This is a genomic window from Alistipes sp. An66, from assembly GCF_002161445.1.
In the GTDB taxonomy this organism is placed as follows: domain Bacteria; phylum Bacteroidota; class Bacteroidia; order Bacteroidales; family Rikenellaceae; genus Alistipes; species Alistipes cottocaccae.
The window spans coordinates 48,523-62,672 of sequence record NZ_NFHT01000017.1; the positions used below are offsets into that span (position 1 = coordinate 48,523).

The window sequence follows — 14,150 nt, forward strand, 5'->3', positions numbered from 1 at the left end:
GCAAGACCGCACGCCGCAAGGCCGGCCGATCCCCCGCCCTGTTCCGGATCCGCCCGGGCGGGAACGACGTCAAGAAACCCCGCATGTCATGACCGAAGCAAAAATTCGAGAGGAGAGACCCGTTCTTTGGAACAGCAACTACGTGAAGGTGTGGATCGCCAATTTCATGCTGTTCTTTGCATTCTATCTGCTGGCTCCGCTGCTGCCGCTCTACCTGCGCGACACCTTCTCGGCCGGAAAGGCCATGATCGGCATCGTATTGAGCGGCTACACCCTGACGGCGCTGTGCGTGCGGCCGTTCAGCGGCTTCGTCGTCGACAGCTTCTCCCGCAAGAAGGTCCTGCTGATCTGCTACTTCTGCTTCGCGCTGCTCTTCGCCGGATACTTCATCACGGGATCGCTGGTGCTCTTCGCCGTCATCCGAACGCTCCACGGAGGGCCCTTCGGCGCCACGACCGTGGCCAGCAGCACGATGGCCGTCGATGTCCTCCACTCCGAACGCCGCTCGGAAGGCATCGGATACTACGGGTTGAGCAACAACATCGCCATGGCCATCGGCCCCTCGGCCGGGCTCTACATCTACCACACGATCCACAACTTCAACCTGCTCTTCACCCTCTCGCTGGTGATCGCCTTCATCGGGCTGGCCATCGACTCGACCATCCACTGCCGCGAACGCCAGCCGATCCGCAAGGAGAGCAAGATCTCGCTCGACCGTTTCATCCTCCTCAAAGGATGGAGCGAGGGGCTCTGCGTCGCAGCTTTCGCCTTCTCGTTCGGCGTCATCTCGACCTACATCGCCATTTACAGCCAGGAGGTCCTGCACATCACCTCCGGATCGGGAACCTTCTTCATGCTGCTGGCCGCCGGACTGATCCTCTCGCGGCTCATGGGCAGCAAATCCCTGCGCGAGGGTAAGATCGTCCAGAACGCTTCGGCCGGCATGGTGATGTCGCTGTGCGGCTATCTGGTCTTCACGGCCGTGCCGAACCTCTACGGCTACTATGCCGCAGCCCTGATGATCGGTCTCGGAAACGGACACATGTACCCCGCCATGCAGACGATGTTCATCAACCTCGCACCCCACGAGCGCCGCGGCACGGCCAATTCGACGATCCTCACCTCGTGGGACCTCGGCGTCGGCATCGGCATCATCGGCGGCGGCAGCGTCGCCGAGCACCTCGGATGCTACTCGGCAGCCTTCTGGCTGGCCTTTGCGGTGAACGTCGCGGGGGTCATCTTCTTCTTCACCTACGCACGCCGCAGCTTCCTCCGCAACCGGCTCCGCTGACCCGGATAGGCCGCGACTGCGGAGGACAAGTCCCGGCAGGCCCCTACGCAACACGTTCCCCGACCATCCGGACAACAATTACTACCCGGATTCGTTTTTCCCGGCAACTTCCGGAAAGAAATATCCGTATCTTTGTACCGATAAAACTGCAACACCATGAAACGCATCATCAACCCGTGGCGCGGGATGGAGGGCTACCGCTGCTTCGGCTGCGCGCCCCACAGCCCGGAGGGACTCCGCATGGAGTTCTACGAGGACGGCGACGAAATCGTCAGCGTCTGGAAACCCCGCCCCGAATTCCAGGGATGGATCGACACGCTCCACGGCGGTATCCAGGCCACGCTGGCCGACGAAATCAGCAGCTGGGTGGTCTTCCGGAAGTTCCAGACCAGCGGCGTGACCTCCAAGATGGAGGTCCGCTACCACCGCCCGATCCACACCTCGGACGAATACATCGTCCTGCGGGCCCACGTCGAGGAGCAGCGGCGCAACCTCGTGCGCATCGGCGTGCGCATCACCGACACGCAGGGACAACTCTGTACGGAGGCCGCGTGCGTCTACTTCCTCTTCCCGAAGGAGAAGGCCGCTCGTGATTTCCACTTCTGCGACTGTTCGCTCGACGACGAGGAGTGCAATCCGCTTCCGGAACCCGCAACCCCGGCCCGGCAGCATCCCGACGACCGCTCATGAAAAACGCGGTATCTCGATCGAGATACCGCGTTTTTCGTGCCGGTACAGTGCGATCCCTACCGGAGTTTCATCACGTCGTCGATGCCCATATCCTTGTAGGTGTTTTCGAGCTCCTCGCTGCGGTCCGAAATGACCAGCAGTTTGTCGCCGACCTGCAATTCGGTCTTTCCCTGCGGAACGAAATACGCCCCGTCGCGGCAGACCATCATCACCAGCGTATTCTCCGGCAGCGTGATCTCTTTGAGCGTGTGGCCCGCTCCGAGCATTCCTTCGTTGACCTCGACCTCCGTCAGCGCCGACTTCATCTCCTCGTGGTGCATCTCGACGCTGAACGCCGATTCGCGCTCCTCGAAGGCCAGCCCCAGCAGGTTGGCCATGCCGCTGACCGTCGTGCCTTGCACCAGCAGCGAGATGATCGTCGAAAGGAACACCACGTTGAACAGCAGTTCGGCATGCTCGATTTCGGCCATCAGCGGATAGGTCGCAAAGAGGATCGGCACGGCACCCCGCAGTCCGACCCACGAGACATAGAGCCGGGCCTTGGTCGAAAAGTTCCGGAAGGGCGCCAGACATGCGAAAACCGTCACGGGCCGCGCCACGAGGATCAGGAACACGCCGACGGCGCCGCCCAGCATCAGCACCTCGGGGCGGAGCAGTTCGTCGCTGTTGACGAACAGGCCCAGCGTGAGGAACATGACGATCTGCATGAGCCACGTGAAACCGTCGAAGAAGACCGTCAGGGGCCGTTTCTGGACGATCTTGCGGTTTCCGACGACGAGGCCCGCAAGATAGACGGCCAGGTAGCCGTTGCCCTTCACCAGATCGGTGAAGGCGAAGGCGAAGAAGATGAAGGCCAGCAGAAGAACCGAGTAGAGCGAATGGTTGACGAGGTTGATCTTGTTGATGGTCCAGACGGCCAGACGCCCGATCAGATAGCCCGACACGGCGCCGACGACCAACTGCACGACCAGATAGACCAGCCCCATGCCCATCCCCAGCCCGGAATTTCCGTCCGAAGAGTTCGTCAGGACGCTGATCAGCAGCACCGTGAGCATGTAGGCCATCGGGTCGTTCGAACCGCTCTCCAACTCCAACAGCGGACGCAGGTGCTGTTTGAGGCCCTGTTTCTTGCTTCGCAGGATCGAGAACACCGAGGCCGAATCGGTCGAGGACATCGTCGCGGCCAGCAGCAGCGCCAGCGGGAAGGAGATTTCCAGCCCCATCCAGGGGGCGACCAGCCACACGAACCCGGCCAGCACCACGGCGGTCATCACCACGCCGGCCGTGGCCAGCACGACGCCCGGTCCGAGGATGGGCCGGATCTCCTGGAAGGAGGTGTCCATACCGCCGGTGAAGAGGATGATGCAGAGCGAGATCATCCCGACGAACTGCGTCATCTCGACCGACCGGAACGAGATGAAATCGAGGCCGAAGAGCATGCCGACCCCGAGGAAGAGCAACAGCGCGGGGGCTCCGAACCGGTATGCGACCTTGCCGGCCATCACCGCCACGAAGAGCAGCAAGGCACCGACCAGCACCACGTTTTCACTTGTAATATTGATCATCAGCGGAGTCATATCCTTGCAAATTTGATACCGTCAGCAGGTTGTTTGCAGCCGAATCCGGGCTACTGCGGAATGAAGACATAGGTGATCGTACCGGTCTGCCGGGCAGGCGCCGAAGAGTCGATGTTGAACAACGACGTACGCGCCGCCCGCAGGGCCGCCTCGCGCATGCAGTCGTCGCCCCCCTCCTCGATGCGGGCGGCCGTGACCTCGCCGGCCCGGTTGACCGTAATGGAGACAACAACCTCCCCGCCCCCTTCGCAGCGGTAGGCCGGGACTTCCAGCCAGCGCGACGTCCGCACGGGATTCGTCAGCGAGAACGACACCGTCACGCGCCCCTTGACCTTGCGGTCCCGATGCTCGGCCCCGTCCTCGCGACCGCGCCGCTCGCGGATCGCACGCTCCTCGGCCAGACCCTCCTCATAGGCCTCGCGATTGGCCCGCATGCGCGCTTCGGCCTCGGCCGCCGCCTCGTTCAGCGCCGCGGTGTTCGTCCCGCGGTCGTCGCGCAGCTGCTCGTTCAGGGCATGCTCGTTCGAGGCCTCGTTGCGGATGCTCCGCCAGTCGACGGGGTCCTGCTCCTGCCGCTCGCGCACCTCGCGTTCGAGGCGGTCGCGCTCCTTTTCCAGTTCGGCCAGCGTCTGCAAGTCGATGTACATCCCCTGCTGGCTGGCGCGGCGCCCGACGACGATCTTCGACGACACGAAGACGATCATCAGCACCAAATAGGCGATCAACGTCACGCACAGCCCGACACGATGGTCGTAGGCCCACGTGCCGGCATCCTCCCGACGGTTGTCGAACGGAAGCTTCAAACGCGGCCTGCGCGGGGCCCCGGGGTGCGGGTTGGCGGGTTTCTCACTCATGGATCGGCATGGAATTTCAGGCAAAAATAAGGCTTTTTCACGAAAATTTTATACCTTTGGCGCAAATATAATTATGCCACTCCTCTTATGTCAACCAAACAGCAAACATTGAAAGCCCCGATCTCGTTCTCGGGCAAGGGATTGCATACGGGCGTGAAAGTGAACATGACCGTCAATCCCGCCGAAGCCGGCACCGGCATCGTCTTCCGTCGGACCGACATCGAGGGACAACCCATAATTCCGGCGCTGTGCGACAACGTCGTCGACACGTCGCGCGGCACGACGATCGAAGCCGGCGGTTACCGCGTGCATACGATCGAACACGTCATGTCGGCCCTCTGGACGCTGGGCGTCGACAACGCCGTCATCGACATCGACGCCGAAGAGACCCCCATCCTCGACGGATCCGCCTGCGCCTACGCACAGGCCATCACCGAAACGGGTCTCGAAGAGCAGGAGGCCGAACGCGCCTTCTACCACGTCACCGAGAAGATGGTCTACACGATCCCCGAAAAGGGCGTCGCCATCATCCTCTACCCGGACGACGAGTTCTCCGTCTCGGTGCACGTCGACTACAACTCGAAGGTCATCGGAAACCAGTACGCCACGTTCAACCCCGGCGACGACTACGCCGGCAAGATCTCGCCCTGCCGCACGTTCGTCTTCCTGCACGAACTCGAACCGCTCATCAAGATGAACCTCATCAAGGGCGGCGATCTGGACAACGCCATCGTCGTGGTCGAAAACCCCGTCCCGGAAGAGCAGCTCGACCATCTGAAAAAACTCTTCAACAAGCCCGACATCGAAATCAAGGCGGGCTACCTGAACAACCTCGAACTGCGCTGCAACAACGAGCTGGCGCGCCACAAACTGCTCGACCTGCTGGGCGACTTCGCACTGCTCGGCGTGCGGATCAAGGGCCGCGTGTGGGCCACCCGCCCGGGACACTTCGCCAACACGGAGTTCATGAAGCAGTTGAAGCATGCCATCCGCAAGGCCGGCGAGAAGCCCCGCTTCACCTACGACTGCCGCAAGCCGGCGCTCTTCGACATCAACGACATCCGCCGCATGCTGCCCCACCGTCCGCCGTTCCTGCTCGTCGACCGGGTCTTCTACTGCGACAAGACCGACGTCGCCGGCATCAAGAACGTCACGATGAACGAACCCTTCTTCGTGGGACACTTCCCCGAAGAACCCGTCATGCCGGGCGTGCTGATCGTCGAGGCCATGGCGCAGTGCAGCGGCATCCTGGTGCTGAACACCGTCGAGGACCCCGAGAACTACTCGACCTACTTCATGAAGATCGACAGCGTGAAGTTCAAACGCAAGGTCGTGCCGGGCGATACGCTCCAATTCGAAATCCATCTGCTGGAACCCATCCGCCGCGGCGTCGCCGTGGTCGAAGGCAAGGCCTTCGTGGGCGAGACGCTTGCGTGCGAGGCCGTCATGATGGCCCAGATCGTCAAAAACCGTAAATAAGAGAATGCCATGATCAGCAATTTGGCCTACGTCCATCCCGACGCGAAGATCGGAAACAACGTCACGGTAGAACCCTTCGCCTACATCGCCGGCGACGTCGTCATCGGCGACGACTGCTGGATCGGCCCGGGTGCGGTGATCCACGACGGGGCCCGCATCGGCAAGGGTTGCCGGATCCACACCGCGGCCTCGATCTCGTGCCTGCCCCAGGACCTGAAATTCGACGGCGAAGTAACCACGGCCGAAATCGGCGACTACAACGATATCCGGGAATACGTGACCGTCAGCCGCGGCACCGCCTCCACGGGAACCACCCGCATCGGTTCGCACAACCTGCTGATGGCCTACGTCCACGTGGCCCACGACTGCGTGGTCGGCAGCCACTGCGTCATCGCCAACCGCGTCTCGCTGGCCGGCGAGGTGCACGTCGGCGACTGGGTGGTCATCGGCGGACATGCGGCCATCCACCAGTGGGTGCATATCGGCGACCACTCGATGGTCCAGGGCGGTGCGCTGTTGAGCCAGGACCTGCCGCCCTATGTCATCGTGCGCAACGACACGCTGCGCTTCGCCGGCATCAACAAGGTGGGGCTTTCGCGCCGGGGGTTCACGCCGGAGCGCATCGGAGAGATCCACGACGCCTGCCGGCTGCTGTTCCAGAGCGGCATGAACTATCTGAACGGCTGCGACGAGGTTGAACGGCAGGTTCCCCAGAGCTCCGAACGCGACCTGCTCCTGCAATTCATCCGCGACTCGAAGCGCGGCATCATCAAACCCTACGCCGCAAAGGCCGAATCGTGATTTTTTATCCCGATTTTTTCCTTAAATATTGGTATATCGGAAATTTTTCCTATATTTGCAGTGTCGAAAGACAAAGCACGAAGCGATAAGGGGACGGTGAGTCCCCTTATTTCATGATTGAGCCACACCGGAGACTATGATTGACACGAAAAAAATAACAGCCATCGCCGAACGCATGCTGGCCGACACGGACCTTTTCGTCGTGGATTGCAGCTGCTCGCCCGGCAACGAGGTAGAACTGACGATCGACAGCGACACGTCGGTGGGTATCGACGCCTGCGCGTCGCTGAGCCGCGCCATCGAGGCGGAGCTCGACCGCGAGGAGGAGGACTTCTCGCTGACGGTCATGTCGGCCGGAATCGGTTCGGAGCTGCGCTCGCTGCGCCAGTACCGCAAACTCGTCGGAAGCCCGGTGGAGGTGCTGCTCGCCAACGGCGTGAAGATCCTCGCGAAACTCGACGCCGTGGACGAGCAGGGCATCACGCTCTCCTACGAGGAGAAGCAGACCGTCGAGGGCCGGAAACGCAAACAACTGGTGACGGTGAGCCGCACGTACCCCTTTGCCGAAATCAAGTACACGAAGGAGTGGCTGGACTTCAAGTAAGACGGAAAATCAAAAAACGAAAAACAAGATAATCATCCCATGGACAATCTCAACCTTATCAGCAACTTTGCCGAGTTCAAGGAGTTGAAGAACATCGACAAGTCGACGATGATCGGCGTGCTGGAAGATGTCTTCCGCCACGCCTTGCAGAAACAGTACGAAACGGACGAGAACTTCGACGTCATCATCAACCCCGAGAAGGGCGACCTGGAAATCTGGCGCAACCGCACGGTCGTGGAGGACGGCGCCGTGGAGAACCCCAACACGCAGATCGCCGTCTCGGAGGTCAAGGCCATCGACCCGACCTACGAAATCGGCGACGAGTATGCCGACGAGATCAAACTCTCGTCGTTCGGACGCCGCGCCGTACTGTCGCTGCGCCAGAACCTCGCATCGCGGATCCTCGACCTGGAAAAGGCCAACCTCTACGAGAAATACTCGGAAAAGGTCGGCGAGATCATCACCGGCGAGGTCTACCAGGTGTGGAAGAAGGAGGTGCTGATCCTCGACGACGAGGAGAACGAACTGATCCTCCCCAAGTCCGAGCAAATCCCCAACGACTTCTACCGCAAGGGCGACACGATCAAGGCGATCGTCAAGTCGGTGGAGATGAACAACAACCAGCCGCGCATCATCCTCTCGCGCACGGCCAGCCAGTTCCTCGAACGCCTCTTCGAACAGGAGGTGCCGGAGATCTTCGACGGGCTGATCACCATCAAGAAGATCGTCCGCATCCCGGGCGAGCGTGCGAAGGTCGCCGTGGAGTCCTACGACGAGCGCATCGACCCGGTAGGCGCCTGCGTCGGCATGAAGGGTTCGCGCATCTACTCGATCGTCAAGGAGCTGCGCAACGAGAACATCGACGTGGTGAACTACACGGCCAACCCGCAGCTGATGATCCAGCGGTCGCTGAACCCCGCGAAGATCTCGTCGATCACCATCGACGAGGAGAAGAAAACCGCGTCGGTCTACCTTAAACCCGATCAGGTGTCGCTGGCCATCGGCAAGGGCGGCCTGAACATCCGCCTGTCGAAGATGCTCACCGGATACGACATCGACGTCTACCGCGAGGTCGAGGAGGAGGACGTGGCGCTGACGGAGTTCGCCGACGAGATCGACGGATGGATCATCGACGCGCTGAAAGCCGCCGGGTGCGACACGGCCAAGAGCGTGCTGGAACTCCCCGTGGAGGAGATCGCCGCACGTGCGGACCTCGAACTGGAACAGGCGCAGAAGGTCGTGGAGATCCTGAAAGCCGAATTCGAATAACCATCAAGCAAGAAAGGAGAACAGAGACATATGGGTAATGAAAGAAAATTAAGGCTCATTCAGGTTGCCAAGGAGTTCAAGGTGGGATTGAACACCATCACGGACTTCCTGCAAAAGAAGGGCATCAAGAACGACGGGTCGCCCAATACGCTGGTCGACGCGGAAACGTATGCCGTTCTGGAAAAGGAGTTCGGCGCCAACCGCAGCGCAGCCAATGCACGGGATTCGATCCGCGAGCGTATCTCACTGAAACAGACTACCATCACGTTGGAAGGTGCCAAAAAACAGGAGCGCGAGGAGGAGAAGGAGGTGGTCATCAAGAGCAACGTCATCAGCGTGAAGGACGAAATCCCGCAACCGAAGTTCCTGGGCAAGATCGACCTGTCGCCCAAACCCAAGGCCACGCCGGCCCCGGCTCCGCAGGAAACGGCCGAGGAGGCGGCTCCGGCTGCCGCTCCGGCCGAGAAGGCCCCGGCGGCCGCTGCAACGGCAGCACCCGCGACACCTGCACAGGCCGCCGAGCCGATGCAGGCCGCTCCGACGGTGAAGCACGAAGAGCCGGCTCCGGCAGCAGCTCCGACCCGGGAGGCCGAGATGCCGCAGAGTGCCGAAGCGAAAACGGAGGATGCACGCCCGACGACCGCTCCGGCAGAACATAAGGCGGAGGAGGCTCCCGCGGCACAGACCGCCCCGGCTCCGGCCGCAGAACCGGCTCCGGAAAAGCAGCCCGAGGAGCCGAAGGACAACATCTTCCGCCCGGCCACGGTGACGCTCACGGGTCCGCAGGTGCTGGGGACGATGGATGTTTCGGGATTCGTGCCGGGAGGCAAACACAAGCGCAAACGCCTCCAAAAGGAGAAGGTCGATGTCAGCAAGGCCCAGAAAAGCGGCTCACAGGGTAACAACCGGGGCAGCCAGGGAGGTCCGGGCGGACAGGGCGGCCCGAACAACCGCAACGGACAGGGCGGGCCGAACAACCGCGGCGGCCAGGGCCAGAATCAGCCCCGTCCGGGCGAAGGACGCCGCAACAAGAACAAGAATACCCCGAAACCGATCCTGCGCCCGGAAGTGAGCGACGAGGAGGTCTCGAAGCAGATCAAGGATACGCTGGCGCGTCTGACGGCGAAGGGCGCCAAGAGCAAGAGCGCGAAATACCGCCGCGACAAGCGCGAGGCCGTCGCCGAGCGCATGAACGAGGAGTTCGAACGCGAAGAGATGGAACGTTCGACGCTTAAAGTCACGGAGTTCGTGACCGTGAGCGAGTTGGCGACGATGATGAACGTCTCGCCGACGGAGGTCATCACGGCGTGCATGAACCTCGGACTGATGGTGTCGATCAACCAGCGGCTCGACGCCGAGGCGCTGGTCGTCGTGGCCGAGGAGTTCGGCTTCAAGATCGAGTTCGTCTCGGCCGACATTCAGGAGGCCATCGCCGACGAGGAGGACAAGGAGGAGGATCTCGTACCGCGTCCGCCGATCGTCACGGTGATGGGTCACGTCGACCACGGTAAGACGTCGCTGCTGGACAACATCCGCAAGACGAACGTCATCGAAGGCGAGGCCGGCGGTATCACGCAGCACATCGGTGCATACAGCGTGGAGCTGAACGGTCAGAAGATTACGTTCCTCGACACGCCGGGCCACGAGGCCTTCACGGCGATGCGTGCGCGCGGTGCGGCCGTCACGGACGTGGCGATCATCATCGTGGCCGCGGACGACAACGTCATGCCGCAGACCGTCGAGGCGATCAACCACGCGCAGGCCGCCGGCGTCCCGATGGTCTTCGCCATCAACAAGATCGACAAGCCGCAGGCCAACCCCGACCACATCAAGGAACAGCTCTCGCAGATGAACTACCTCGTGGAGTCGTGGGGCGGCAAGTACCAGGACCAGGAGGTCTCGGCCAAGAAGGGCATCAACCTGGACAAACTGCTCGAAAAGGTGCTGCTGGAAGCCGAGATGCTCGACCTGAAAGCCAACCCGAACAAGAAGGCCGTGGGTACGGTGATCGAATCGACGCTGGACAAGGGCCGCGGTTACGTCTCGACGGTGCTCGTGCAGAACGGCACGCTGCACGTGGGCGACGTGGTCCTCTCGGGGACCTACACGGGCCGCGTGAAGGCGATGTTCAACGAGAACGGCAAGAAGGTCACCGAAGCCGGTCCTTCGACGCCGGTGCAGGTGCTGGGTCTGAACGGCGCCCCGCAGGCCGGCGACCTGTTCAACGTGATGGACGACGACCGCTCGGCGCGCGAGATCGCCAACAAACGCGAACAGTTGCAGCGCATGCAGGGCATCATGACCCAGAAGCACGTCACGCTCGACGAAATCGGACGACGCATCGCCATCGGCTCGTTCAAGGAGCTGAACATCATCGTCAAGGGCGATGTCGACGGATCGGTCGAGGCCATGTCGGGCTCGCTGATCAAGCTCTCGAAGGAGTCCGTACAGGTGAACGTGATCCACGCCGCCGTGGGCCAGATCTCCGAGTCGGACGTCCTGCTGGCTGCGGCCTCGAACGCCATCATCGTGGGCTTCCAGGTCCGCCCGTCGGCCTCGGCGCGCAAGCTGGCCGAAAAGGAGGAGATCGAAATCCGCCTCTACTCGATCATCTACGACGCCATCAACGACATCAAGGATGCCATCGAGGGCATGTTGGAGCCGGTGATGAAGGAGGAGATCGTCGCTTCGGTCGAGGTGATGGAGATCTTCAAGATCTCGAAGGTCGGCACCGTCGCCGGATGTATCGTCCGCGAAGGCAAGCTCCAACGTTCGACGCCGATCCGCGTGATCCGCGACGGTATCGTGATCTACACCGGCAAGCTGGGCTCCCTGAAACGCTTCAAGGACGACGTCAAGGAGGTGACCGTCGGTCAGGACTGCGGTTTGAACATCGAGTCCTACAACGACGTGAAGGTCGGCGACATCGTCGAAGGATACGAACAGGTCGAGGTAAAACGCAAATAAGAGACGCGGCACGGCCCCTTCCGGAGCCGTGCGCGGCGTTCCCGCAGAAAGTCTGACAAACAGATACGACTAACCATAAAGAAATTTTTGGCAGCAATGACTAACCCTATCCATTTCACCACTCCCGACGAGGCCGTCAAGGTGATCAAATCGGGAGACCACGTGCATTTGAGTTCGGTGGCTTCGGCCCCCCAATGCCTGATCAATGCGATGTGCCGCCGCGGTGAGGCCGGCGAGTTGAAGAACGTGCACATCCACCACCTGCACACCGAGGGCCCGGCCCCCTATGCGGATCCGAAATTCGAAGGCGTATTCCAGCTGGACTCGTTCTTCGTGGGCTCGAACGTGCGCAAGGTGACGCAGAGCGGCGATGCGGACTATATTCCGGTCTTCCTGAGCGAGACACAGAAACTCTACCGTTGCGGCGCCGTGCCGTGCAACGTGGCCATGATCCAGGTCTGCCCGCCGGACAAACACGGTTACGTGTCGCTGGGAACGTCGGTCGATGCGACGCTGGCAGCCGTCGAATGTGCCGACTATGTCATTGCGGTGGTGAACAAACACGTCCCGCGCGCCTTCGGACAGGCCATGATCCCGATGTCGAAGATCGACCTCTTCGTCGAGGACGACACCCCGCTGATCGAGGCCAAGTTCTCGGAGCCGAATGAGGTCGAGAAGGCCATCGGCCGCCACTGTGCCGCACTGATCGAGGACGGAGCCACGCTGCAAATGGGTATCGGAGCGATTCCGAACGCCGTATTGAGCCAGCTGGGCAACCACAAGAATCTGGGTGTGCACACCGAGATGTTCGCCGACGGCGTGCTTCCGCTGGTCGCGAAGGGCGTCATCAACGGCGAAGCCAAGAAGACCGATCCGGGCAAGATGGTTTCGACCTTCCTGATGGGTTCGCAGGCCGTCTACGACTTCATCGACGACAACCCGGGCGTGCTGATGATGGACGTCGGCTACACGAACGACCCCTATGTGATTTCGCAGAACGACAACTTCGTGGCCATCAACTCGGCCTTGCAGATCGACCTTACGGGGCAGGTTTGCGCCGACTCGCTGGGCACGAAATTCTGGTCGGGAGCGGGCGGTCAGATCGACTTCGTCTACGGAGCCTCGCTGTCGAAGGGCGGCAAGGCGATCATCGCCATGCCGGCGATCACGAACAAGGGTGTCTCGAAGATCTGCCCGACGCTGCTGGACGGCGCCGGCGTGGTAACGACGCGCTTCCACGTGCACTGGGTCGTCACGGAGTTCGGTGCCGTGGATCTCTACGGCAAGTCGATGCAGGAGCGTGCGCGCCTGCTGATCTCGATCGCGCACCCGTCGGCACAGGAGGAGCTCGACCGCGCCGCCTTCGAGCGCTGGGGATCGCACCACCACTACATCAAGAGCTACATGGGCAAATAAGCCTTTTCAAGCCTGCATCTGTCAAGCGCCTTCCCGGACTCCGGGAGGGCGTTTTTCGTGCCTATTGAGGCGGGATACGGGGCGATTTCCGCCCGTTCCGGACCGCTCTGCCCGGGAGCGCTTTGCCCCGGCGGCGCCCCTTTTGCCCCAGCAGCAGAAGTCCTGACGCCTTGCGGCCGCAAACCAAAAGGTGGAGCCTCCCTCCGGAGCGGAATTCAGAGAAGGGGAAAGGATCAAAAAAACAAAAACGGAGCCTTTTCGAAAGGCTCCGCATTTCAGATCTGGCACACCGATCAGCTGATCCGCTTGTAGCAGGCTCGATCCGTGTAGTTCTCGCCAGGATAATCGAAAGCAAGATTCAATTCGGTTGCCGTCAGTTTCTGAATTTTCCACACCTCCTGCTGCTCCGATCCGGAATAGGTAATCACAATCGTATTGGATTCGACGACATAGGTTTCATACCGGACAGAGGGAGAACTTCCGCTCACCTGACGGCTGATCACACAGGTTCCGTCTTCGCGGAATTCAAGCGTCACGACAAAGCCGTATTCGGCACCGTACTCGTTATCCCAGGTTCCATCCTCGCCATCATACATACGGGTCATCTCCCAGGTCCCTACCAGTTGCGTGAGATCAATGGTATTATCCTCGTCTTTCGAGCAACCGACCCACGTCAGAACCGCCGCGCAACAAAGAAAAGTAAAAAAGCGTTTCATATTAAACTAAATTTTGGTCTTAATGCCGATTCGTTTGGAGTAGGCCATCTCCATAGAAATCCGGCCATCCCCCCCTCCTTCGCATTTATAGTTCACAATGAGATTCAGAGACGGCTATCTCTTCAATTCAATCGGGAACGGAATAGTCCGCGATATTGTAAGAATATTGGAATCAATCCTATGAATAGAATTCCCCCAAATATGTCATGTCGTCAACAACGACACAACAAAGATAGAAAATGTTTTGCAAAATTGAAAGCCAGTATTTATCAGACTTGGTTGGCGGAATGCATTCCGAAACAGAACACACCCTCCGAAGCTCGACCCGCCATGAACCCCGGCCCCGGGAAACCGCCCCCCGTGCAGGATGTAGGATCATCACAAGCCTGTAAAAGGGCTTTCTTAAAGTCCAAGCCCCTCCTTTCAAGGAGGGGTCTGGGGTGGTTGGCCATATCAATGACGGCTCGCCGCCTCTTCAAGGTCAGA

11 protein-coding genes are annotated in these 14,150 nt (G+C 60.7%); 8 read left to right on the forward strand and 3 right to left on the reverse strand.

Annotation, left to right across the window (positions count from 1 at the left end; genetic code table 11):
• Positions 1-88 precede the first annotated feature (88 nt).
• Positions 89-1,291 carry an MFS transporter gene (locus B5G16_RS10495; protein WP_087263696.1) on the forward strand — a complete coding sequence of 401 codons (1,203 nt, stop codon included), beginning with the start codon at positions 89-91 and terminating at the stop codon, positions 1,289-1,291.
• A gap of 156 nt (positions 1,292-1,447) precedes the next feature.
• Positions 1,448-1,981 carry a PaaI family thioesterase gene (locus tag B5G16_RS10500; RefSeq protein WP_087263697.1) on the forward strand — a complete coding sequence of 178 codons (534 nt, stop codon included), beginning with the start codon at positions 1,448-1,450 and terminating at the stop codon, positions 1,979-1,981.
• 56 nt (positions 1,982-2,037) lie between these two features.
• On the opposite strand, the gene B5G16_RS10505 is transcribed toward B5G16_RS10500, so the two are convergent.
• Entirely contained in the window at positions 2,038-3,546 is a 1,509-nt protein-coding gene (locus tag B5G16_RS10505) for a potassium/proton antiporter (RefSeq protein WP_087263708.1), read from the reverse strand.
• A 62-nt stretch (positions 3,547-3,608) separates the two neighbouring features.
• Positions 3,609-4,412: an energy transducer TonB gene (locus tag B5G16_RS10510; protein WP_204228082.1), complete on the reverse strand. Its 804-nt coding sequence runs from the start codon at positions 4,410-4,412 to the stop codon at positions 3,609-3,611.
• 87 nt (positions 4,413-4,499) lie between these two features.
• Here B5G16_RS10510 and B5G16_RS10515 point away from each other — a divergent pair, with 87 nt between their 5' ends.
• From B5G16_RS10515 to B5G16_RS10540, 6 genes are all read left to right on the forward strand, one after another.
• The gene (locus B5G16_RS10515) at positions 4,500-5,891 is read left to right on the forward strand and encodes a bifunctional UDP-3-O-[3-hydroxymyristoyl] N-acetylglucosamine deacetylase/3-hydroxyacyl-ACP dehydratase (RefSeq protein ID WP_087263699.1); all 1,392 of its coding nucleotides are present in this window, start codon (positions 4,500-4,502) and stop codon (positions 5,889-5,891) included.
• 9 nt (positions 5,892-5,900) lie between these two features.
• Positions 5,901-6,692 (forward strand): acyl-ACP--UDP-N-acetylglucosamine O-acyltransferase, encoded by a 792-nt coding sequence (lpxA, locus tag B5G16_RS10520; RefSeq protein WP_087263700.1) that lies wholly within the window; start codon positions 5,901-5,903, stop codon positions 6,690-6,692.
• Between the two features lie 136 nt (positions 6,693-6,828).
• The gene (gene rimP, locus B5G16_RS10525; RefSeq protein ID WP_087263701.1) at positions 6,829-7,296 is read left to right on the forward strand and encodes a ribosome assembly cofactor RimP; all 468 of its coding nucleotides are present in this window, start codon (positions 6,829-6,831) and stop codon (positions 7,294-7,296) included.
• A gap of 39 nt (positions 7,297-7,335) precedes the next feature.
• Entirely contained in the window at positions 7,336-8,565 is a 1,230-nt protein-coding gene (nusA, locus tag B5G16_RS10530; RefSeq protein WP_087263702.1) for a transcription termination factor NusA, read from the forward strand.
• 30 nt (positions 8,566-8,595) lie between these two features.
• Positions 8,596-11,532, forward strand: coding sequence for a translation initiation factor IF-2 (gene infB / locus B5G16_RS10535; protein ID WP_087263703.1), 2,937 nt, complete (start codon positions 8,596-8,598; stop codon positions 11,530-11,532).
• 96 nt (positions 11,533-11,628) lie between these two features.
• On the forward strand, positions 11,629-12,948 hold the full coding sequence (locus B5G16_RS10540; protein WP_087263704.1) for an acetyl-CoA hydrolase/transferase family protein: 1,320 nt from the start codon (positions 11,629-11,631) through the stop codon (positions 12,946-12,948).
• 293 nt (positions 12,949-13,241) lie between these two features.
• On the opposite strand, the gene B5G16_RS10545 is transcribed toward B5G16_RS10540, so the two are convergent.
• Positions 13,242-13,664: a lipocalin family protein gene (locus B5G16_RS10545; RefSeq protein ID WP_087263705.1), complete on the reverse strand. Its 423-nt coding sequence runs from the start codon at positions 13,662-13,664 to the stop codon at positions 13,242-13,244.
• Positions 13,665-14,150 lie beyond the last annotated feature (486 nt).